The organism is Azospirillum formosense, from assembly GCF_013340925.1.
Taxonomy (GTDB): Bacteria; Pseudomonadota; Alphaproteobacteria; order Azospirillales; family Azospirillaceae; genus Azospirillum; species Azospirillum formosense.
In genome coordinates, this window is record NZ_WHOR01000007.1 from 1 (window position 1) to 22,250 (window position 22,250).

The window sequence follows — 22,250 nt, forward strand, 5'->3', positions numbered from 1 at the left end:
GCCAAAGGCGGGGGAGGGTTAGGGAGGGGGCAAACCCAGCCTGATTAAGCCTGCGACCGGCGGGCGACGACCTTCCAGGCGGCCTGCATGATCGCGGCACCCAGCGCGGTCTTCAGGACCGTGGCGGCCAGGAACGGCGTCAGGCCCAGAGCGACGGCCTTCTCGCCGCCGAACAGGACGGCCATCCAGGCCACGCCCGGAACGAACAGCAGGGCATGGCCGATCGCCAGGGCGCCGACGGCCTTGAGCGGGCTGCGGTCCCAGCCGCGCTCGGCCAGCCAGCCGGTGACGCCGGCGGCCAGGACGAAGCCCAGCAGGTAGCCGGCGGTCGGGCCGGCCATATAGGCCGGGCCGGCGCCCGGACCGGCGAAGACCGGCAGACCGGCGAGGCCTTCCAGCAGGTACAGCAGGACCGTCGCCGTGGCGAGGCGGCTGCCGTAGGCCATGCCGAGCAGGATGACGACCATGCTCTGCATCGTCATCGGAACCGGCCAGAAGGGCACCTGCACCTTGGCCGAGGCGGCCAGGAGCAGGCTGCCCAGAACCGCCGCGGTGGCGGCGGTGAGCAGGCCGCCCCGCGGGGCGACCGTCTCGAGAAGCGAAGCGGCACGCTGCGAAAGCGTGTTTGCGAAAGCCATCGTCCTTACCTTTCCCTATATGTCGGAGCCCGCTTGGCTCACGCGAACTCCAGGATCTTCTGATCGACCGCCAGGCTGGAGCCGGGCGTCGCGTGCACCTTGGACACCGTGCCATCCTGCGCCGCGCGCAGGATGTTTTCCATCTTCATCGCCTCGACCACGGCCAGCACCTCGCCGGCCTTGACCTCCTGCCCCTCGGTCACGGCGACCGAGACGAGCAGGCCGGGCATCGGCGACAGCAGGAACTTCGACATGTCCGGCGGCGCCTTCACCGGCATCAGCGCGTCGAGCCGCGCGGCGTTCGGTGTCAGCACCTTGACCAGCGCTTGGGCGCCGGAGTGGGACAGGCGGTAGCCGACGCCGACGCGGTCGACCTGGACGCAGACATGCGCGCCGTTCACCGTACCGCGGAACAGCGGCTGGCCGAGCGTCCAGTCGCTCCACACCACATGGTGCCTGCCCTCGAAATCGACGGTGTAGCCGATGCGCTGCGGGCTGCCGTCCGTCGGGTGGACATGCACCGGATGCTGCGCGCCGTCCATCACGACGACCCAGTCGTCGCGCACCCGGACCTTGTTGCCCGGCATCTTGCCGGAGATCTGGATGTCGCGGTCGTTCAGGCAGCGGTGGATCACCGCGGCCACGGCAATCAGGATCGCCGGGTCGTCCGGCGGCAGGTCGGAGGCGTGGAAGCCGGTGGGGTATTCCTCGGCGATGAAGTTGGTGGTCAGCCGGCCTTCGACGAAGCGCGGGTTGGCCATCAGCGAAGCGAGGAACGGGATGTTGTGGCTGACGCCGCGGATGTAATACTGGTCCAGCGCCTCGCGCATGCGGGCGATGGCGGCGTCGCGCGTCGAACCCCAGCTGCACAGCTTGGCGATCATGGGGTCGTAGTACATGGAGATCTCGCCGCCCTCGTAGACGCCGGTGTCGACGCGGACATGCGGGTCCTCCGACGGCGGACGGTAGTGGGTCAGCCGACCGGTGGAGGGCAGGAAGTTGCGGAACGGGTCCTCCGCATAAACGCGGGACTCGATGGCCCAGCCGTGCAGGTGGATGTCCTCCTGGCGCAGCGTCAGCTTCTCGCCCGCCGCGACGCGGATCATCAGCTCGACAAGGTCGAGGCCGGTGACCAGCTCGGTGACCGGATGCTCCACCTGGAGGCGGGTGTTCATCTCCAGGAAGTAGAAGTTGCGCTCGGCGTCGACGATGAATTCGACCGTGCCGGCGGACTTGTAGTCCACGGCGCGGGCCAGCGCCACGGCCTGCTCGCCCATCGCCTTGCGGGTGGCGGCGTCGAGGAAGGGCGACGGCGCCTCCTCGATGACCTTCTGGTGGCGGCGCTGGATCGAGCATTCGCGCTCGCCCAGGTACAGGGCCGTGCCCTGCCCGTCCGCCAGCACCTGGATCTCGATGTGGCGCGGCTGCTGGATGTACTTCTCGACGAAGACACGGTCGTCGGCGAAGGACGAGCGCGCCTCGTTCTGGGCCGAGCGGAAGCCTTCGCGGGCCTCCTCGTCGTTCCAGGCCACGCGCATGCCCTTGCCGCCGCCGCCGGCCGACGCCTTGATCATCACCGGATAGCCGATGTCGCGGGCGATGGTCACCGCCTCGCTGTCGTCGGCGATGACGCCCAGATAGCCGGGCACCGTGCTGACGCCCGCGGCCTTGGCCAGCTTCTTGGACTCGATCTTGTCGCCCATCGCCTGGATGGCGTGGGCGTCCGGGCCGATGAAGGCGATCCCGGCCGCGGCCAGCGCCTCCTGGAACTCGCGCTTCTCCGACAGGAAGCCGTAGCCGGGATGGACGGCCTGGGCGCCGGTCTTCTTGCAGGCGTCGACGATGCGGTCGATCAACAGGTAGCTCTGCGCCGAAGGAGCGGCGCCGATGTGGACGGCCTCGTCGGCCATCTCGACGTGCAGGGCGTTCCTGTCGGCGTCCGAATAGACGGCGACCGTCTTGATGCCCAGGCGGCGCGCCGTGCGGATGACGCGGCAGGCGATCTCGCCGCGGTTCGCGATCAGGATCTTGGAGAACAGGGTCGTCATGGGGCGGCGCGCCTTCAGAGCGGGATGTTGTCGTGCTTGCGCCAGGGGTTCTGGAGCTGCTTGTTCTTCAGCATGGACAGCGCCTTGATGACGCGCCGGCGGGTGCCGTGCGGCATGATGACGTCGTCGATGTAGCCGCGCGACGCCGCCACGAACGGGTTGGCGAACTTCTGCCGGTACTCCTCGGTGCGCGCCTCGATCTTGGCGGTGTCGCCGATGTCGCCGCGGAAGATGATCTCCACGGCACCCTTCGGCCCCATCACCGCGATCTCCGCCGACGGCCAGGCGTAGTTGATGTCGCCGCGCAGATGCTTGGACGCCATCACGTCATAGGCGCCGCCGTAGGCCTTGCGCGTGATGACGGTGATCTTCGGCACGGTGGCCTCGGCGTAGGCGAACAGCAGCTTGGCGCCGTGCTTGATGATGCCGCCGTATTCCTGCGAGGTGCCGGGCATGAAGCCGGGGACGTCCACCAGGGTCAGGATCGGGATCTCGAAGGCGTCGCAGAAGCGCACGAAGCGCGCGGCCTTCTTGGAGCTGTCGATGTCCAGGCAGCCGGCGAGCACCATCGGCTGGTTGGCGACGATGCCGACCGTGCTGCCGTTCATGCGGCCGAAGCCGATGATGATGTTCTTGGCGTAGTCCGGCTGAAGCTCGAAGAAGTCGCCTTCGTCGACCGTCTTGAGGATCAGCTCCTTCATGTCGTAGGGCTTGTTCGGGTTCTCCGGCACCAGCGTGTCGAGCGACAGGTCGTCGCGGTCGATCGGGTCGGTGCAGGGACGCTCCGGCGCCCGCTCGCGGTTGGAGGCCGGCAGGAAGTCGATGAAGCGGCGGAGCTGGAGCAGCGCCTCCACGTCGTTCTCGAAGGCCATGTCGGCGACGCCGGACTTGCTGGAATGGGTGATCGCCCCGCCCAGCTCCTCCGCCGTCACCACCTCGTGCGTGACCGTCTTCACCACGTCCGGGCCGGTCACGAACATGTAGGAGCTGTCCTTCACCATGAAGATGAAGTCGGTCATGGCCGGCGAATAGACCGCACCGCCGGCGCACGGCCCCATGATCAGGGAGATCTGCGGGATGACGCCCGAGGCGTTGACGTTGCGCTGGAACACCTCGGCGTAGCCGCCGAGCGAGGCCACGCCCTCCTGGATGCGGGCGCCGCCGCTGTCGTTCAGGCCAATGACCGGCGCGCCGACCTTCATCGCCTGATCCATGATCTTGCAGATCTTCTCGGCGTGGGCTTCCGACAGCGAGCCGCCGAAGACGGTGAAGTCCTGGCTGAAGACGAAGACGAGACGCCCGTTCACCGTGCCGTGACCGGTGACCACGCCGTCGCCGGGAACCTTCTGGCCTTCCATGCCGAAGTCGTTGCAGCGGTGCTGCACGAACATGTCGAACTCCTCGAACGAGCCTTCGTCAAGGAAGAGTTCGATGCGCTCCCGCGCGGTCAGCTTGCCCTTGGCGTGCTGCCCGGCGACGCGCTTTTCGCCGCCGCCCAGCCGCGCACCGGAGCGCATGGCGTCCAACTTGGCCAGAATTTCTTGCATCAGGCGTTTCCCACTTTGGCGAGCGGCGGAGGACCTTGCGAACCTTGTGGCAGCGGTCCTCTCACCGGAACGCCTGGATTATTCACAAGATTTGCAACAGGGCAATTGGCCGGGCGGGAAAAATGTGCGAAGTTGCGAACATCTTTGCAAACGCAGCGCGCGGTTTGCCAAGGTTGCAAATATGCACTTCGGCATAATCTTCGGGTGATAGGCGGGTCCATGCAGAAGCTCTTCCTCGGCTACAAGCTCCGCCGCCTGCGCGAGCAGCGCGGGCTGACCCAGGCGGCGCTGGCCAAGACGCTGGACCTGTCGCCAAGCTACCTGAACCAGATCGAGAACAACCAGCGCCCGCTGACCCTGCCGGTGCTGCTGAAGATCTCCGCCGTGTTCGAGGTGGATCTGTCCAACTTCGTGGAGGACGAGGACAGCCGTCTGGTCGCCGACCTGCGCGAGGCCCTGGCCGACCCGCTGTTCGCCGGAGCGCCGCTGACCAACGCCGAGTTGCGCAGCGCCGTCGGCTCCAGTCCGGAGCTGGCCCGCCGCGTGCTGAGCCTGCATCAGGCCTATCAGAAGCTTCACGAGCGGGTGCAGTCGCTGGCCGACAGCCTGTCCAACCAGGAACCGAGCGACGCCTTCGCCGGGCCGCAGTTCCCCTACGAGGAGGTCCGCGACTATTTCCACTACTGCAACAACTACATCGGCCCGCTGGACGAGGCGGCGGAAAAGCTGTGGGACACGGAGAAGATCCACTCCGGCGCCCTGCTCAACGAGCTGGCCGCCTATCTGAAGCGGCGGCACGACGTGCGGGTGAAGATCGTCGCCGACGACGGCGAGACGGCCATGCGCAGCTACGACGGCAGCACCGGCACGCTGCGCCTGTCGGCCCTGCTGAACGGCCCCAGCCGCGCCTTCCACATGGCCCACCAGATCGCCCTGCTCGGCTTCGGCGACGTCATCGAGGATCTGGTCGCCCAGGCCAAGTTCTCCAGCGAGGACGCGCAGTCGATCTGCCGGGTCGGGCTCGCCAACTATTTCGCGGGGGCTCTGGTCCTGCCCTACCGCGCCTTCGCCGCCCAGGCCCGCGCGCTGCGCCACGACGTGGAGCAGTTGCAGAGCCGCTTCGGCGCCAGCTTCGAGCAGGTCTGCCACCGGCTGTCCACCCTGCAGCGGCCGGGGGGGCGCGGCCTGCCCTTCTACTTCGTGCGGGTGGACATGGCCGGCAACATCACCAAGCGCCATTCGGCGACGCGCTTCCACTTCGCGCGCTTCGGCGGCGCCTGCCCGCTGTGGAACGTGCACGAGGCCTTCGCCCAGCCCGGCAAGATCCTGGTGCAGTTCGCCACCATGCCCGATCGCACCACCTACATCGGCATCGCCCGCACGGTGACCAAGCGCGGCGGCGCCTATCTGAAGCCGTCGCGCCAGTTCGCCGTCGGGCTGGGCTGCGAGGCGACCCACGCCAACGAGATCGTCTACGCCGCCGGCATCGACACCTCCAACGAGGCCGCCGCCGTGCCCATCGGCGTGAACTGCCGCATCTGCGAGCGCACCGACTGCCAGCAGCGCGCCTTCCCGCCCATCGGCAGCCAGCTGTCGGTGGACGAGCACCACCGCAGCTTCGTCCCCTACCTGTTCACCCAGGAGGGGCGGACCGTGGAGAAGGCCTGAACGGTTGGCGATCCGTTGCGACCGCTCTATCATCCGCGGCCTCAACCGACAGGATCACGACATGACGACGTCCACCGCCCGGCCCCTGCCCCAAAAGACCATCGGCGTCCTCGGCGGCATGAGCAACCAGGCCACCGCCGAATATTACCGCCTGCTGAACGAGGGGCTGAACGCCCGCTTCGGCGGCTGGGACAACGGCGAGATCGTCATCGTCAGCGTCAACTTCGGCAACATCGAGCATTTCGTCCGCCGGAACGAGTGGGACGCCGCGCAGCGCTATCTGTCCGGCAAGGTCAACGCGCTGGAACGCGCCGGGGCCGACGTCATCCTGTGCGTGTCGAACACCATGCACCGCGTGGTCGAGCCGATCATGGCCGACCGCGCCACCCCCTTCATCCACATCGCCGACCCGACCGGCGCGGCGATGCGGGCCGCCGGCTTGTCGCGGGTGGCGCTGCTCGGCACCATGGCGACAATGCTCTCCGAGGACCTGCGCCGCCGCTACCAGGAGCGCTTCGGGGTCGAGATCATGGTGCCCTCCGACCCCGACAAGGAGGCCGTGGACCGCATCATCTTCGACGAGCTGGTGCGGCGCGACTTGCGCCCGGAGTCAAAGGCCCGTTACCTGGAGATCATCGACCGGCTGGCCGCCGGCGGGGCGCAGGGGGTGATCCTCGGCTGCACCGAGATTTTCCTGCTGGTCGATCAGGCCGACCGGCCGGGGTTCCCCATGTTCAACACGACGGCGCTCCACACCGACGCGGCGGTGGCCTTCGCGCTGGGCGAATAGGCCACCTCCGCGCTGCGAGGGATGCACCATTTAGGACAGCGCCCGTCCGGTAGCGGGCACAGGCTTCAAGCGGCGGATCATGGCGAGCGCCTCCGGCGGCGGCCGGCGCTCGACGCGCCGATAGACACTCCCGTCGCGAGTCCGGTCGAGCAGACCGAAGTCGCACAGTTCCCGGCGCAACAGGACATGGTCGCCGAAACGGTGGCCGTCGCGCAGGAGGTCGTTCACCTCGCCCTCGCTCATCATCCGGCCGGCGGCGATCCGTGACCACAGGACCCACAGGCACAGATCCCGCTCGGAGCGTTTCGGGGGCCAGCGCAGCAAGGCGCCGGCGGCGTCGAAGCAGCGCGCCACCTTCAGGACCCTGACCGGATCGGCCGGTGGCGGCGCTTCGGCCGTCGCGCCGAGGCGATCCTGCGCCGCCGTCTGTTCCGCCGTCTGCGCTCGGAAATGCTGGAAGTTCCGGCATCCGACCGCCTTGGCCAGCATGTTGAGCCATTCGACATGGCCGGGCGGCTCGGCCCGGCCGGCGAGTTGCGCGCGCAAGGAGCGCGCAAGCGCGGAAATGTCGCCCGCGCTGTAGGGCAGCGATGTTCTGCACATGGAATCATCCTCACGACGCGCCAATCCGCGAAGGGATGCCGGTGGTCGCCGACTTCCGACGCGGCACGCGATGAGGTGTCGGTCGAGAGAGTGTCGTGGCAGGTTTAGCTCCCCTCGACGGGGCGGCGACGCCTTGGTGAACTGCCGACCAGAGCTGCTTTCTACCGCAAGGCGGCGGCAACGGCAACCGGGAAACCCGGGGCGGCTCACTCACCGGTTCCTGACGCGTTTCAGCAGCGCGCCGAATTCCTGGCGATCAAGGAGCCCGTCGTGATTGGTGTCGGCCTGTTTGAAGGCCGAATCGACGATATCAAGGAACTCAATGGTGTCGATCTTGCCGTCAGCTCCGGCAATGCTCGCGAACACGTCGGTCGGCAGAAAGGTCTCATCGGCGGTCAGCGCAAGGTCCTTGTTGCGGTCCAGAATATAGAACACCAGCATTTGGTTGTTCTTGAACTCCATCATGGAGACGCTGCCGTCCTGATCGTCGTCGAGGAGCTCGAAGATCCTGGCGTCGCGCGCAGACTCCACGGAAGCCGCCGCCGCGGTCGCCGCAATGTGCATGTGCATCGCAAGGGCCGCAATCAACGTGCACACCACTCGCGCCTTCGCAGCCATGGCCGATCTCCTTGTTCAGAGCGAAATGCTCTGCTCCTCCCCACTATCGGGGCGCAGGCCGGCGTCGTTTCAAAAGTAGCATGCAGCCGCTTTCGGGAATGCTACGGTAACGCCGTGTTGCATCACGGCGCTCACAACCCCGCGCCGTTGGCCATCTGTGACGGCGGAATGGCAAGCCCGGCCTTGCGCAGGCCATCAACGATCCGGACGATGATGTCCGGGTGGATGTTGCGCCGTTCGAATTCGGAGATCGCCTTGACCGCGAAGTTCGGGTCGAGCCGCAGGATCTCGGAAACCGCTTTCGCCGCCTCGGTCCGGTTTCCGGTTTGGCCGTGGATCATCGCCAGCGCGACGTGGCCGAGAATGACCTCCCGACCCAGATTGGCCCGCCGCATCTCCTCGAGAGCGTCGTCATAACGACCGTTCATATAATGATGGGTGGCAATCACAATGCGGTACCAGCTCGGCTGCGCCGGATTGCGCGTGAACGCCTCGCGGATCAGCGGAATGCCGCGCTCCCACTCGCCGGTCAAGCTGTAGCAGCGCCCAAGGTCGGCGAGGATCGCGCTGTCGTTCGGGTTGAGCGCGAGCGCCCGTTCGTACGCGGCGATGCTGCGCTGCGGCTCGCGGCTCAACCACAAGGCAAGCCCGAGCGCCTGATAGGACAGCGCGCTGTCCGGAGCCAGCGTCACCGCATGCTCGGCCAATTGCAGCCCGTCATCGATCGGATCGGGGCGCGCCGGACTGGGATTGAAGCCGAGCCGGGCTTCGTCGATGGTGATCATGGCCAGCGCCGCCCAGGCTTCCGGGTAGCCGGGGTCGCTTCTGGTCACCCGTTCGAGGCAATCGCGCACCTCGGCGTGGAGGGCGACACTGAGCTGGCGCCAATACTGGCGGGTGCGCAGAAGGCAGGCATAGGATGAAAGATCCTGTGGTGCGTGCTGGCCGTTCAGCCGCGCTTCCTCACGCTCGATCACGCCGTCCGATTGCGCCAGGGTACGGGCGACCTGAACGGCGATGTCATGGCGCAGATCAAGCAGGTTGGCCGGCGTGACGGCGCGACGGAAACTGTCCGACCAAAGGTAACGATGGTCCTTGGCCGCGATCAGGGTGGCCGTGACTTGGATGTAGTCACCGGTCTGAGCGACGCTGCCCTTCAGCATGTAGTCGACGCGGGTGGCTGGCACGGCATCGCGCAAGGCCGGCGCCGAAGGGTAGCGGAAGCTGGTGTCGGCACCGAAGACCAAAAAATCCTCGAAGCGGATGAGCGCCGCGACGAGATCCTCGGTGATGCCATCGGCGACGAGATCGAGAGTCGGATCTCCGGAGCCGTTGGTGAACGGCAGAACCAACAGCGCCGGCCCCCGCACCGCTCGTTGTGTCATGGCCGGCGCCGTGGCGCGCTCCAGGGCGCCCTTCGTCGGGACGGGAGCAACGCCACGCCACCCGCCGAAGAGCGCCAGGCCGACCACGGCCAGAAGCGTGACCATGGCTGCGACGGCCAGCCAGCGAAGCGGACGGTCGGCAAGGCGTCGGAGGAAGAGCGGCGCGCGGGGTGGGTCCAACTCTACACGGGCCGGCTCCGGCGCCGGGCCGGAAACATCGTTCGGAAGGTCGCTCCCGGCAGTGACCGGCACCAGCGAGAATTGGGGAACGTAGCCCCCCTTGGGAATGGCGATGCGCAGGGAGTCGGCGGCGCCTTCGGTCAGATAATAGTGCTCCAGGGCGCGGCGAAGTCGCCCAGCCTGGATGCGGACCACCGGATCGAGCAGCGGGTCGAAGCTGGCATCACGGTCGAACACGTCGATGGCGATGGTGTAGGCCTTGATGCGATTGGCACGTCCGGCCAAAGCCTCCTGCACGACGAACTGCAGAAAGCGGCGGCCACGGGCGGAACCACGCAGGCTGCGGCTGGACAGCACGCGCGCCAGCGCCGCTTCGATGAGCGGTGCGGTGATGGTGGATATGGGCAAATCAGTGGTCTGCGGTTCGTCGGAGGCGTGAAGCACGAGCGCCCTCCTTCCGTTAGGTCCATCCGGCAGTCGCGCCCACGAGGCAAGCGGTGGCTACACCATGCGGTTCATGCCGGGACAGCCTGCTCAAGCGATGCGCCTGAAGCTGTGGACATCATGATCACGGCGCGCATGGAACATGCATTTTGTGAAGTTACTATAATATGCATAAAGTTTTCCACGCGAAGCTCACACGCGATCATTGCAAAAAACTATGAAGATTCAAAGCCATGAAGCAGTCTATTCCAAACAAGTAGCGCCATAAACACACACTGACGGTATAGACGCCTTACTCTTACGTTCTGGCTGCATTGCTTCGCCCGGAATCGCAATACCCTTACCTTTTTGCGTAACACAAAATCCGCTCTGTTTACCTGTTACGGTATCAACACCAACCGTTTCACGCTTCAAGGCGGCGGACAATCCAGTGAAAATTGTTCAGGAGCAAAGTCCGGAATAAGGCAGGCACCCCGGCGCTCTTCCAGAAGCGGGGAGACTAGCCTATGTCCGGTAAGCTACGGCACGTCGTGGAGCGGTTCCCGGATTTGGAGGAGATACTCAAACAACACAGCGCCGACAACCGGTTCTTTCGCAGCCTTTGCGAAGATTATGGAGAAGCTGTCGAGATTTTGCGCGGATGGGAAGCATCGAACAGTGGTCGGCGCTCGAAACGCACCGATGCGTGCCGCGATCTCATCGCGGATCTCGAACAGGAGATCCTGCTCGAACTCCAGAGCCGGATCGATGGAGTATGACCATCCGCTGAGCCTGCCGCCGAGCCCGTCAATGAACCGCCAGCCCCGTCACCGATTGCACTGAACACCCGTCCGCGAGGATGATGAGCATGGCAAAGAAGCTGAAGACCACGCAGCGCGTGGAGCACGCGCAACAAAAGCTCAAGCGGCGGGACTATGAACGCGCGCTTGCGGAGCTTCATGTCGAACTGGTGAAGCTGCAACAATGGGTTGTTCACAAAGGCATGAAGATCTGTGTCGTCTTCGAAGGGCGCGACACCGCCGGCAAAGGCGGAACCATCAAGGCCATCACGGAACGCGTGAGCCCGCGGGTGTTCCGAGTCATTGCCCTGCCCACGCCGACCGAGCGCGAAAAGTCGCAAATGTACATTCAACGTTACATTCCGCATCTGCCGGCTGCCGGGGAAGTCGTCATTTTCGACCGGAGCTGGTACAACCGCGCCGGGGTCGAGCGGGTGATGGGCTTTTGCACCGAGGAACAGGTGAAGCGGTTCCTCGACGCCGTCCCGAGCGTGGAGAAGGCCATCATCGAGTCCGGGGTGATTCTGCTGAAATATTGGCTTGAAGTCAGTCCGAAAGAGCAGACGCGCCGTCTGCAAGCACGGATCAACGATGGACGGAAGGTCTGGAAGCTGTCGCCGATGGACTTGAAGTCCTACAGCCGCTGGTACGACTACTCCCGCGCCCGCGATGACATGTTTGCGGAGACCGACACCTCCTGGGCCCCGTGGTTCGTCGCGCGGTCGGACGACAAGAGGCAGGCGCGCCTGAACATCATCCGCCACCTGCTCGACCACATCCCCTACGAGGATTTGCCTAGGGAAACCGTGACGCTGCCCAAGCGCCAGGACCCGAACGGCTATGAGGAGCCCAATTACCCGTTGAAGGTCATTCCGGAACGGCATTGGCCTACGGGATGAAGCCGAACGTCATCCCCGGTCAACGCAGCACCCGTTCGGCGCGGTTCACGGTTTGGCGCGGTTCGCACCGTCATCGGGTCCGGCTCGCGATGCGCCGGGCGCCCGCATTGGCGCCGCTGACCGGCGGTCCGCACTCGGTGCGTTTCGTGCAGGATTCCTCCCAATGGAGGAGAAGGATGCGGCGCACCTCCTCGATGGTGCGCGGATCGGACTGCGTCGAGTGTCCGGAACGCACGACATATTCGGATTCGACCCCGTCGATGTGGGCGCTCTTGTACTCCACGACGCCATCGTCGCCGGTTTCGACCGGTCCGTCGCCGCGCACCGCGATGATCGAGTGGGCCTTGACCCCCTCGGCGATGGGGGTGTGCGCCAGGGTCTGGACGAGCAGGCTGCCCGGGGTCATGGCATGGACGCTGCCAAACCCCGTCTGTCCGGCAAGCGCGGTGCTGGCGTCGTCCAGCCGGCCGATTTCCGAGGTCACTTTCAGGATGCGCCCCGGCAATCGCACGAGGCTTGCGACCAGTTGGCTGATCCGGTTGCCGGCGACATAGCTGCCGCCGTGCGGCGTGGCGATGAAGACGAGGCGTTTGACCGACGGAACCGGCTTCACGAACAGGGCGCGCGTCAGCAGGTCGCGCGTGTCCCGATCGAGCTGAAGCTGGTCGGGCGGCTTGCGGAACGCCGCGTTCCACAGCCGGGGGCCGGTGTTCACCGCCACCATTTTGGTCAGCAGGCCGCCCTGGCTGTGCCCGATGACGACCATCTCGTGCAGCGCCGGTTCCTGCCCGGACGGGTCCAGGGCGGCCACCGCGTCCTGCAGCGCGTCACGCAGCAACAGGGCGGAATAGGGAACGGGGTTGCCCGTTTCATAGCTGAAGAACCAGAACTGGAAATGGTCGCGGATGCGCGGGTCGCTCTTCAGATCGTTCAGCATCTCGGCCCAGCGCACCGGGCTCGACGCCGTCCCGTGAACGAAGACGACGGGAATGCGGCCGGACCGGTAGGGTTCCAGCGCGACCAGGCGGGACGGCATCTTGTCCAGCAGGGCGCCGCGCAGGAAGCCGCCGAACTCGAATTCCCAGACCGGCATGCCGTCCAGCATGTAGGCCAGCGTGGAGGTGTACTCGACCTCCAGCGGCACGGGTCGGCGGTCGATCAGCACCGCTTCGGTGTCGGATGAGGGATAGAGTTCGAGTTGCGCGCGCACCTGCCCGCCCGTGATCTGGCTCCGGGGATCGGGGATGCGCAGCAGCGCGGTCACGGGCGTCTTGACGCGTGGGGCGACCTGGAAGCCCTTCGCGAGGGTGCCCTGCGTGGTTCCAGCCGCCAAGGGGGCGCCGATGCCGGGCTGGCGATAACGGGCGTCGAGGCCATGAACCTCCAGTTCGGCGACCGGAAAGAAGCCGGTCAGCTGGCGCCCGCCCCACACCAGTTCCCGAGGATCGAAGCCCACATCCAATTCACCGAACGGCAGCGGGTGGCGCGCCTCCCGAATGGCGATGCCGGTTCTGTCCTCCGTCGCCAGCCCGGAGGTCAGACCACGGTTGTACAGGTCGGTGGCCAGCCGGAACCGTGGATCGTAGGGGCTGGGCGGCTGGTCCACGCTTCCCGGAAAAAGAAACGCGTAGGCGTACAGGGCGGACGCCAGATAATAGGGCCGCCCTCCCCGCTCCTCGGCGTGCAGGAACGACATCTCGGCCAGGGCGAAGATCTCGTCGGCGCCGCCACGCCCTTGCACGACCACCGCGCGGAGGTCGGCCATGGCGTTTTCCGGCTGCGCCAGGAAGCGGTCCGTCAGAGACCACCGGCGCAGCACGTTGTGGCTCGGATCGCTGAGCGCGTGCGCCGACAGGACATTGTGCGTGAGCTGCCGGTGGACGGTGACATGGTCCACGCGCTCGACGCTGACCGCCGACGCACAACCCTCGGCCAGGACCGTCGCGGCCAGAAGAACCGCGACGGTGAAGCCCCGAGGAAAGGGCGGCCGCCTCATCCCGCAGCCTCCGGTGCGGACCGCCGCCACCGTCCGGGCATCCTGGCTTGCGTGCACTCCCATGCCCTCCGCCCGTGCTGTTGGCCCGTGCTCCTGGTCCACACACTTCACATGCGCTCGCGGCTCGAATGCGCTCGCAATGACCGCCGCTCAGAACCAGCTCTTGCGCGCCGGCTCGATCGACACCGCAATGGCCTCGCTGACGACGGCCGTGATCGTGTCGCCGACCTTCAGCGAGGGGAGCTTCGCCTGACGGGCGGGGTCCGTCACGCTGACGGTGTAGACCTCGCCGCCGTTGGGATTGACGAGGTCGACGCTGTTCGCACCGAGGTCGATGCCGACGACCAGCCCGCTGAGCCGTGTCACCTGCACGCCGATACCGCCCGGCGCCTCGGCCGGGCGCGCGACTGCCTGCTGCACCTCGTCCTCGGGCACGGGGGTGCCGGGTTGCGACACCATGAAGGCCACGGAGCGGTAGAACTGCGCGTCGACGGTGTCTCCCACCTTCAGCATCTCCAAACGCACCGCCGGCCCGGCCATGACGGAGACCGGCGTGCCCGACCGTCCGGCCAGTGTGACCTTCCGCTTGTCCGCATCGATGCCTGTGATCTTCGCGTGAAGGGTGACGGCGGCGCTTTCCGGAATGACGTTCGTCAGAACGGGCCTGCTCTGCGCCGATGCCGGATGCGGAACGGTGACCGCCGCCAGGAGCGCGCCGCAGAGAATGCCCACCGCGGTGGCGGTGACCGTTGGCAAGGTTGCACGACGCTTCATGCTATCCTCCTGTTTTTGCCCGTCATGCCCCACCGCCGCCTCTGAAGCGCAAAGTCGGCGTGCGGGTCTGGAACCATCCGGTGTGGAACGTCCCGGTGTGGAACGTTGTTGTCCACAGCCAAGTCCTTTAGCCGGAGAGGCGGTCTCTGACGAGTATTCTACGGTAGCCTGGACTTCGCCGACCTCTGCCGTTGGACCAAGCGCTCAGAACACACCCGGCACGGCGAAGAGCGTAAGCATCGGACGGCTTCAGCGATTTCAGTTACCGTAATGGATGTTACGGTAGCGTACTTGGCACCATTAGGGTTTGCCGCCGCCGATCACCACGGGAAACGGCCATCAACCGCCATCAAGGGTCCCAACCATGAGGAGGCGGCGGTCGAGCGGTGTTTCTTTTCAACAGAGACTCAGCCCCGCCCCCGGCACCCTTCCGAGCAACGCGCATATTTGCGGGTGCGCCGGCAACTCCGGGCAGCGTTACCGTAGCGGCCCGCGTTGAACGTGGCTGCTACTTTCAATGGCTCCGCTCCATGTTGCTCAATGACTTCCGGAGTCGGCTCGCGGGAGCATGACCGTCGGCGCGGCATCCGGGCGCGGCATCCGGGCCAGGAGGGACTTTGATGAACGGACCCAGGTGGCTGATACGGTCGGCGCTGTTCCCAGCGCTCTGCGCGTTCGTCCTGGTCGGGCCCGCCTTCGGGGCCGAAGCACCGCCCCCCGACAGCCCGCCGCAAGCGGTCGAGCAGGACGAACCGGAAGGCTCGCCGATCGACGACGAGGCGATGAGCGTCCTGCTGCGCATGGCCGACACGCTCGCCCAAACCCAGCGCTTCACCGTGACCATCCGGGCCAGTTACGACGTGGTTCAGGATACGGGCGAGAAGATCACGTTCAGCGAGCGGCGCGCCGTCACCCTGAACCGTCCCGACGGGCTGCGGGTCGAAGCGCAGGAAAGCGACGGGAAGCGGTCGCTGGTGACGTTCGACGGCAAGGCGATCTCCGTGCTCAACGTGGATGAGAACGTCTATGGCCAGATCGACCGGTCCGGCACCATCGACGACGCCGTGCGCTATCTGGTCCAGGATCTTCGGGTGCGGCTGCCGCTGGCGCTGCTGCTGGTCAGCACGCTGCCGGATGAACTGGAGCAACGCCTTCAGTCGCTCGATTATGTGGAGCGGGACATGCTCACGGCGGTGCCGACCGATCACTTGGCGGGGCGGACCGAGGACGTCGACTTCCAGATCTGGATCGCCACCGAAGGCCCGCCTCTGCCGCAGCGCGTGACCATCACCTACAAGGCCGACGAAGGCGAGCCGCAATACCGGGCCGACTTTTCCGAATGGAACCTCAACCCCGACGTCCAGCCGGTGCAGCTCGCCTTCCACCCTCCGGACGGCGCGGAACGCATCCCGGTGATGGTCCGTGTCCGCCGAACCGCGGCCGGCAGTTCGGAAGGAGCGCCGAAATGAACAGGTCGTCGTCACAGCCATCGTCAAGGCCATCATCAACGCCATCGTCAAAGATCGCCTTTTCCATCGCGGCATCCCTGCTTCTGGTGGCTGGATCGGTCGCGGATGCCTATGCCCGCGGCGGCGGTCGCGGCGGCGGCGGAGGAGGAGGAGGCCGAGCGGGCGGAGGGGGTTATTCCCGATCCGGTCCGGCGGCGGGTGGCGGCTTTTCCGCTCAGCGTTCCACGGCGTGACGATCCACGGCGGGAGTGGGGGCTCGTCAGGCCGGAGCCACCCAGCGGTCGAGCGACCGGATGGCCTCCGCGCAGACGGCGTCCCGGCAGACCGGCGCTACGGAGCGTTCCGCGCAACGCGCCGAGACGAAGCAGACGCGCACGGACTCCCGGGCCGACACGCGCACGTCGGGCCAGCAGGAGCGGACCGAGAGGCAGGGGCAGCGGCAGCAGGGCCAGACCGAACGCACGGAAGCCCGCCAGCAAGGCCAGACCGAACGCACGGAGTCGCGGGCCTACGCGGCGCAGAACATCGCCAACGACTGGGACGGCCATCACTACGACGACGATGACGACGATTGGGGCTGGGCTCTTGCGGGTGCGGCGGTTGGAGCGACCGCCGGCTATATCGCCGGTGCCGCCACGGCGAGGCCCAACTATGTGACGGTGCTTCCCTGCACCCCCACCATCGTGCCGTACGGCGGCGTCAGCTACTACGGCTGCGGCGGAACCTGGTACAATCGCAGCTATGTGGACGGAAGCGTCACCTACGTCACCGTCGCTGCGCCTCCCGGATACTGACCGCTGTGAGCGTGGTCATGGCGTGACAGCACCAGGGCGGGCGCGGACGCCCTGATGCTGTCTTGCGCGGTGCCCGTGACAAGGCCGCGCTTGCCCTCCATTGAGATCAGCGTCATGGCGAAAGCTCTCCCGCCAGCGGACGCCCCCCGAGCGTAGATGGGCCCGAGCGTCGATGAGCCCGAGCGGTCACTGAGTGCCGCTTCGCTGGGAGGACCCCTGCTGCACGCCGCGCTGATAGGCCGAGGCCTCGGTCCGCTTGTGATAGTCGTAGAGCAGACCGCCGGCCAGGCCGGCGCCGGCGCCGATAGCGGCACCCATGCCGGCGTTGCCGGCTATGGCGCCGATCAGCGCCCCGCCGGCGGCGCCCCCGGTCGTGCCGGTGAGCGCGCGCTGCTGGGTCGGCGACATGTCGGCGCAAGCGGCAAGGGGAAGCGCGATGAGGGCGACGCGGAAGAGCGGTATGAGTTTCATGGTCTTTCCCATCCTGGTTGGCCTTCGATCAAAAACCGTGGACCGCGGCGGAGGAATCGGATGCCGGCGCGATCAGGCGCCGCAGGGGTAGCGCTGGGACAGGAAGCGGAACAGCCCCTCCACCGGCGGCGTGTCCATCTGCCTGGGGTTCTGCTTTGCCCAGGCGACGAATGCGGAAACGGCATCATTGCGCGACGGCGGCGGGGTCGGCGCGCACACCAACTGGCGCTTGCCTTCGGCGGCCGCCACGACTTGATGGTACTGATAGGCACCGACGGCGAAGCCGTGGCAGAAATGGAGGGCCGCAATGCCCGTCGGGTCGTTCGGCGTGGCTTCGCACAGCCGCACAAGGTCGCCCGTGGTCCGGACCTGAAAATTGGTTTCCGTGGGGGTTGGCCCCATCTGCGCGTTCGCGGCGGTGATCACCGTCGCCGATAGGGCAACGGCCAGAGCGACCTTGATCCGGTGTTTCATGGTTTGCTCCCAGCGCTTTTCATGGAGGGGACGCCCCCGACGAACCGGCCGTCCCGACACGCAATCGATGGACAGCCGATCGGATGGTCAGGAAGCGGATGTCGGGGAAGGATTTACCTTGCAAGACACTGCGCCTCAAAAAGTAGCATTCCTCAAAAATCAACGCAGTCATGCTACGGTAACGCCCAACGTATCTGTCATGTGAAGAAAGCCATTTTCTCTTCGAAAGACCGATCAGTAATCAGAATTGATTACCCGTCGCGTTGTTGACTTCTTGAAGAAAAAGAAAAATTTAAAGATAAATTGCGCAAAAAATCCGTCGGATAAAATGTATCCAATAATAAAACTCGATCTTGGGGAACTTGAAACCGGGGCCTGCACCGGCAGACGGTGTCACTGCCCTGATTCGGGCATGGGCCACCAAGGGAGCGTGGCTTGATACGGTAACAAGGCCAACAGTTGCATGCTTCAACGCGGCGGGTGATCCGGTGCAGGCTTTACCGAGTCAAAAGCTAGCTGCGTCAAAGCCAGCGCCTCGGCCCCCGCCCTCCCGACGGGGCGTTATCCGCACCGCCAGCTTCGCAACACCTTCGCGAACGCAAAGACGCCGGGCGGCACTGCAAACGCACAGCCGGCGCAAGAGCGTATAGCCAGAGAGGACATGTGATGAAGACTCGGCGGGAGCGTCCCCCGACTGAACAACAGCCTCTGATGCCTTGGTTTTCAGCTTGGACTGCGGCATTCCCTTTCCTTGGCCCTTTCCTTGGCCCTTCCCCTGGCCCCTTCTTCGAACCCGCAGGTGATGGAGCCTCGGCAAAATCGGCTGGGAGGAAGCCCGTTGGAGAGGCGGCGACCGGAAAAGGCGCGGATGTCTGGCCACCGCCGATTTTTCCCAACCCGCTCAACGTGCCCAACCCGTTCCAGGACGCTTTCGACTATGGCGTCGATGCCATGCAGCGTTGGGTCCTGTTCCTGGACGTCCTGCGGCGCCGCGGCGACCAGTTCGTGGACCACGCCGATAAAGGAAAGCCGCCTGTCCTGACCTTCCCGTACGAGGTCGTGATGGAAGGGCGGAGGCTGAAGCGGCCGTGCAACTACATGCTGCTTCGTATCCTGCCGGACCCCGCCGTCGGCACCGACCCGTCCAAGCGTCCGTTCGTGATCGTCGATCCGCGCGCCGGTCACGGGCCAGGGATCGGTGGCTTCAAGCCGGACAGCCAGATCGGCACCGCTCTGCGCGCCGGCCATCCCTGCTATTTCATCGGTTTCCATCCTGAACCGGAGCCGGGCCAGACCCTGGCCGACGTCGGTGAGGCCGAGGCCTTCTTCATCGAACATGTCGGAAAACTGCACGACGGCGCCGGCGGAAAACCGTGCGTCATCGGCAATTGCCAGGCCGGCTGGGCGGTGATGGCGCTGAGCGCGGTCCGGCCCGACCTGATGGGGCCGATCATCATCGCGGGCTCCCCGCTGTCCTATTGGGCCGGCGTGAAGGGGCGGAACCCGATGCGCTATCTCGGCGGACTCTATGGTGGCTCCTGGCTCGCCGCCCTGGCCAGCGATCTCGGCAATGGCCGCTTCGACGGGGCGCATCTGGTCGGCAACTTCGAGAAGCTGGACCCGGCCAACACCTATTGGAAGAAGGCGTACAACCTGTACGCCCATATCGACACGGAAGCGGACCGGTACCTGGAGTTCGAAAAGTGGTGGAGCGGCTTCTTCCTGCTGAACGGGGAGGAGATCGAGGCCATCACCGACGAGCTGTTCGTCGGCAACAAGATGACCAGCGGCGGCATCGTCAGGAACGAGCGCCGGCTGGATTTGCGGAACATCCGCTCGCCCATCCTGGTCTTCGCATCCTTCGGCGACAACATCACGCCGCCGCAACAGGCGCTGGGCTGGATCCTCGATCTCTACAGCGACGTCGAGGACATCCGAGCCCACGAGCAGACCATCGTCTACAACCTCCATCACGACATCGGACACCTGGGCATCTTCGTGTCCAGCCGCGTCGCCCGCAAGGAGACGGCGGAGTTCGTCGAGAACATTGACTTCATCGACCTGCTGCCGCCCGGTCTTTACGAGATGATCCTTCAGCCGAAGGATCCGAACGTCCCCGGCGCCGATTTGGTCGCGGGTGATTACGTGACGCGATTCGAGCCGCGCACGCTCGACGACATCCGTGGGCTTGGCGGCAACACGCCGGAGGACGACCGGCGTTTCGCCGCGGTGGCCCGCATCTCGGACATCAACAAGGGCCTGTACGCCACCTTCGCGCGGCCCTCCATCCAGGCGACCGTCAACGAGCCCTTCGCCGAATGGCTGCGCATGATGAACCCGGCGCGCAGCCAGTATTACCTGTTCTCGCACCTCAACCCCTTCATGGCGCCGGTCGGCCCCATGGCCGACTGGGTGCGCGAGCACCGCCGCCCGGTAAGCCCGGACAACCCGTACCTGAGCGCGCAGAACCGCGTCTCGGACGAGATCGTGCAGAGACTCGACCGCTGGCGGGACACGCGGGACGGTGCCGTCGAGCGCCTGTTCATGAGCCTCTACAACGCTCCGCTCCTTCAGGCTCTGGTCGGTCTGGCCGCGCCGGGCGAGGACGCACGGCCGCCACGCGTCCGCGACGAGGCGTTCGACGCCCTGTTCGACAAGCGGATGGCCGAAATCATGGCCCGCGTGGACGAAGGCGGTGTGCGGGAGGCTCTGTTCCGCGTCCTGATCCACGCACGGCGCGGCGAGGGCGCCCTCGACGAGCGCGCCTTCCAAATGCTGCGGAAAATCCGCGAGGAGCATCCCGGCACACAACAGCTGTCCGTGGACGCCGTCCGCGCGGTCTTCCGCGAACAGGTCTTCCTGATGCTGATGGACGAAGCCGCGGCGATGAGCGCGCTGCCCAAGCTCCTGCCCGGTGAGAAGGAGCGCAAGGAGGTGATGGCGCTGGCGGAACGGGTCCTGGAGGCCTCCGGACCGCTGACTCCGGACCAGCGCGCCCGCCTGCGGCAGGTGGACGCCCTTCTGCACAACAAGGAGGAGCGCATCGAGGCCGAGCGTGAACCGCCCCTGCGCGTGCTGCCCAGGGCCGGCGGATCGTCGTTGGCCAAGGCCGCCTCCGACATCGCCAGGACGGACACGCAGCAGCGACCGATGCACGCTGTGAAGGGCAAATGAATCCGATGCCGACGCACGAAGCTGACAAGAAGCAAGGGGAACGCGTCATGAGCAACGTTGATCAGACCAAGGCGGCCGCGGCCGTCCCCGACATCGGTGACGACCTGATCACGCCCGATGAACTCCGGAAGCTCGCCGAGGAGCACGAGATGGCGCTGCTCAAGGAAGCCCTGGAGCGGGAAAAGAAGCACATGAAGGAACAGGACACCGTCCGCGAAGCCTTCATGAACCAGCACGTCCGCCCCGACGCCAAGGAGCGGTTCACCCGCGCGGTGCGCGACGCCGCTTCGCGCGGCGTGAAGGAAATCCAGGTGGCCCGCTTCCCGAGCAGCTACTGCACCGACGGTGGCCGGGCGATCAACAATTTCGAGCCGGACTGGCCGAACTCCCTGACCGGCTTCGCCCGCGAGGCCTACGAGGTCTTCGACAAGAATTTGAGGGCCAAGGGCTACAAGCTGCGGGCGCAGATCCTGGACTATCCCGGCGGCATGCCGGGGGACGTCGGGCTGTATCTGCGCTGGTGAGGAGGGAACGCCATGGCCGGCAGCCAGCCACCGCCCCCGCAACGGCATGAGAAGTACGAACGGCTGGTCGCCGCCTGCCGCGATATCCCCCCCATCCCCACGGCGGTGGCGCACCCCTGCGATGCGTCATCCCTTGGCGGCGCCGTCGATGCGGCCCGTCAGGGCTTCATCACCCCGATCCTGATCGGTCCGGCCGCGCGCATCCGGGCCGTTGCGGACGAGGCCGGCCTCGACATCGCCCCGTACGAGATCGTGGACGTGCCGCACAGCCACGCCGCCGCCGCCACGGCGGTGGAACTGGTGCGCCAGGGGCGTGCGCAGCTTCTCATGAAGGGAAGCCTGCACACGGACGAGCTGCTGCGCGAGGTCGCCAGGAAGGACAGCGGGCTGCGGACGGAGCGGCGCATCAGCCACGTCTTCATCATGGACGTGCCGACCTACGGCAAGCCGCTGTTCATCACCGACGCCGCGGTGAACATCGCGCCGACCCTGGAGGACAAGCGCGACATCATCCAGAACGCCATCGATCTGGCGCGGGCGCTGGGGAACCCCCAGCCGAAGGTGGCGATCCTGTCGGCGGTCGAGACCATCACCCCGAAAATCCCCTCCACCGTGGAGGCCGGCGCGCTGTGCAAGATGGCCGACCGGGGGCAGATCACCGGCGGCCTGCTGGACGGTCCGCTGGCGCTCGACAACGCCATCAGCCCCGAAGCGGTGAGGATCAAGGGCATCGCGTCCCCGGTCGCCGGGCAGGCCGACATTCTCGTCGTGCCGGATCTGGAGGCGGGCAACATGCTTGCCAAGAACCTGACCTTCCTGGCGAACGCCGATGCCGCCGGCATCGTGCTGGGGGCGCGGGTGCCCATCGTGCTGACCAGCCGGGCCGACAGCGTCATGACGCGCATGGCCTCCTGCGCCGTGGCGGCGCTGTACGCGCACCGGCAGCGGATCGAGCAGCCGGTGAAGGGGTGATGC

At 66.2% G+C, this 22,250-nt stretch carries 18 protein-coding genes and 1 pseudogene; 9 read left to right on the forward strand and 10 right to left on the reverse strand.

Going from position 1 to position 22,250, the window contains the following annotated elements; translation table 11 throughout:
* Window positions 1-44: 44 nt before the first annotated feature.
* The 3 genes from GBZ26_RS01905 to GBZ26_RS01915 are packed head-to-tail and all read right to left on the reverse strand — an operon-like array spanning window position 45 to window position 4,233.
* The gene (locus GBZ26_RS01905) at window positions 45-638 is read right to left on the reverse strand and encodes a biotin transporter BioY (RefSeq protein WP_174437350.1); all 594 of its coding nucleotides are present in this window, start codon (window positions 636-638) and stop codon (window positions 45-47) included.
* A 38-nt stretch (window positions 639-676) separates the two neighbouring features.
* On the reverse strand, window positions 677-2,677 hold the full coding sequence (accC, locus tag GBZ26_RS01910; RefSeq protein ID WP_174437387.1) for an acetyl-CoA carboxylase biotin carboxylase subunit: 2,001 nt from the start codon (window positions 2,675-2,677) through the stop codon (window positions 677-679).
* Between the two features lie 23 nt (window positions 2,678-2,700).
* Window positions 2,701-4,233 carry an acyl-CoA carboxylase subunit beta gene (locus GBZ26_RS01915; protein ID WP_137141242.1) on the reverse strand — a complete coding sequence of 511 codons (1,533 nt, stop codon included), beginning with the start codon at window positions 4,231-4,233 and terminating at the stop codon, window positions 2,701-2,703.
* A 219-nt stretch (window positions 4,234-4,452) separates the two neighbouring features.
* Between GBZ26_RS01915 and GBZ26_RS01920 the strand changes: the two genes are divergently transcribed.
* Both GBZ26_RS01920 and GBZ26_RS01925 read left to right on the forward strand, forming a co-directional pair.
* The gene (locus GBZ26_RS01920) at window positions 4,453-5,901 is read left to right on the forward strand and encodes a helix-turn-helix domain-containing protein (protein ID WP_174437351.1); all 1,449 of its coding nucleotides are present in this window, start codon (window positions 4,453-4,455) and stop codon (window positions 5,899-5,901) included.
* A 61-nt stretch (window positions 5,902-5,962) separates the two neighbouring features.
* Window positions 5,963-6,691 (forward strand): aspartate/glutamate racemase family protein, encoded by a 729-nt coding sequence (locus GBZ26_RS01925; protein WP_174437352.1) that lies wholly within the window; start codon window positions 5,963-5,965, stop codon window positions 6,689-6,691.
* Window positions 6,692-6,721: 30 nt separating this feature from the next.
* Here the strand turns inward: GBZ26_RS01925 and GBZ26_RS01930 are convergent, their stop codons facing one another.
* The 3 genes from GBZ26_RS01930 to GBZ26_RS30825 all read right to left on the reverse strand — a co-directional run bounded on the left by GBZ26_RS01930 (window position 6,722) and on the right by GBZ26_RS30825 (window position 9,921).
* Window positions 6,722-7,294: a DUF2087 domain-containing protein gene (locus GBZ26_RS01930; protein WP_174437353.1), complete on the reverse strand. Its 573-nt coding sequence runs from the start codon at window positions 7,292-7,294 to the stop codon at window positions 6,722-6,724.
* A 210-nt stretch (window positions 7,295-7,504) separates the two neighbouring features.
* Complete coding sequence (locus tag GBZ26_RS01935) at window positions 7,505-7,912, reverse strand: EF-hand domain-containing protein (protein WP_174437354.1); 408 nt, start codon at window positions 7,910-7,912, stop codon at window positions 7,505-7,507.
* A 131-nt stretch (window positions 7,913-8,043) separates the two neighbouring features.
* On the reverse strand, window positions 8,044-9,921 hold the full coding sequence (locus tag GBZ26_RS30825) for a tetratricopeptide repeat protein (RefSeq protein WP_174437355.1): 1,878 nt from the start codon (window positions 9,919-9,921) through the stop codon (window positions 8,044-8,046).
* A gap of 506 nt (window positions 9,922-10,427) precedes the next feature.
* Between GBZ26_RS30825 and GBZ26_RS01945 the strand changes: the two genes are divergently transcribed.
* The gene (locus tag GBZ26_RS01945; protein ID WP_174437356.1) at window positions 10,428-10,679 is read left to right on the forward strand and encodes a hypothetical protein; all 252 of its coding nucleotides are present in this window, start codon (window positions 10,428-10,430) and stop codon (window positions 10,677-10,679) included.
* 89 nt (window positions 10,680-10,768) lie between these two features.
* Window positions 10,769-11,599, forward strand: coding sequence for a polyphosphate kinase 2 (gene ppk2, locus GBZ26_RS01950; protein ID WP_174437357.1), 831 nt, complete (start codon window positions 10,769-10,771; stop codon window positions 11,597-11,599).
* Between the two features lie 70 nt (window positions 11,600-11,669).
* Here the strand turns inward: ppk2 and GBZ26_RS01955 are convergent, their stop codons facing one another.
* Together GBZ26_RS01955 and GBZ26_RS01960 are read right to left on the reverse strand one after the other, a co-directional pair.
* Entirely contained in the window at window positions 11,670-13,595 is a 1,926-nt protein-coding gene (locus tag GBZ26_RS01955; protein WP_174437358.1) for an esterase/lipase family protein, read from the reverse strand.
* Between the two features lie 150 nt (window positions 13,596-13,745).
* On the reverse strand, window positions 13,746-14,369 hold the full coding sequence (locus GBZ26_RS01960; protein ID WP_174437359.1) for a hypothetical protein: 624 nt from the start codon (window positions 14,367-14,369) through the stop codon (window positions 13,746-13,748).
* A gap of 620 nt (window positions 14,370-14,989) precedes the next feature.
* On the opposite strand from GBZ26_RS01960, the gene GBZ26_RS01965 reads away from it, so the two are divergent.
* Both GBZ26_RS01965 and GBZ26_RS01970 read left to right on the forward strand, forming a co-directional pair.
* On the forward strand, window positions 14,990-15,838 hold the full coding sequence (locus tag GBZ26_RS01965; RefSeq protein WP_174437360.1) for a DUF2092 domain-containing protein: 849 nt from the start codon (window positions 14,990-14,992) through the stop codon (window positions 15,836-15,838).
* Window positions 15,839-16,086: 248 nt separating this feature from the next.
* The gene (locus GBZ26_RS01970) at window positions 16,087-16,632 is read left to right on the forward strand and encodes a hypothetical protein (RefSeq protein WP_174437361.1); all 546 of its coding nucleotides are present in this window, start codon (window positions 16,087-16,089) and stop codon (window positions 16,630-16,632) included.
* Between the two features lie 186 nt (window positions 16,633-16,818).
* Here the strand turns inward: GBZ26_RS01970 and GBZ26_RS01975 are convergent, their stop codons facing one another.
* Together GBZ26_RS01975 and GBZ26_RS01980 are read right to left on the reverse strand one after the other, a co-directional pair.
* A complete protein-coding gene (locus GBZ26_RS01975) occupies window positions 16,819-17,103 on the reverse strand; it encodes a glycine zipper family protein (protein ID WP_174437362.1) in 285 nt (94 codons plus the stop codon).
* A gap of 72 nt (window positions 17,104-17,175) precedes the next feature.
* Window positions 17,176-17,577 (reverse strand): Rap1a/Tai family immunity protein, encoded by a 402-nt coding sequence (locus tag GBZ26_RS01980; protein WP_174437363.1) that lies wholly within the window; start codon window positions 17,575-17,577, stop codon window positions 17,176-17,178.
* 906 nt (window positions 17,578-18,483) lie between these two features.
* Here GBZ26_RS01980 and GBZ26_RS01985 point away from each other — a divergent pair.
* The 3 genes and pseudogenes from GBZ26_RS01985 to GBZ26_RS01995 form a co-directional block, all read left to right on the forward strand.
* The gene (locus tag GBZ26_RS01985; protein WP_345772033.1) at window positions 18,484-20,751 is read left to right on the forward strand and encodes a DUF3141 domain-containing protein; all 2,268 of its coding nucleotides are present in this window, start codon (window positions 18,484-18,486) and stop codon (window positions 20,749-20,751) included.
* Window positions 20,752-20,798: 47 nt separating this feature from the next.
* Window positions 20,799-21,275, forward strand: coding sequence for a hypothetical protein (locus GBZ26_RS01990; protein ID WP_174437364.1), 477 nt, complete (start codon window positions 20,799-20,801; stop codon window positions 21,273-21,275).
* Window positions 21,276-21,317: 42 nt separating this feature from the next.
* Window positions 21,318-22,247 (forward strand): annotated as a pseudogene (locus GBZ26_RS01995) (bifunctional enoyl-CoA hydratase/phosphate acetyltransferase); the annotation flags it as partial.
* Window positions 22,248-22,250 lie beyond the last annotated feature (3 nt).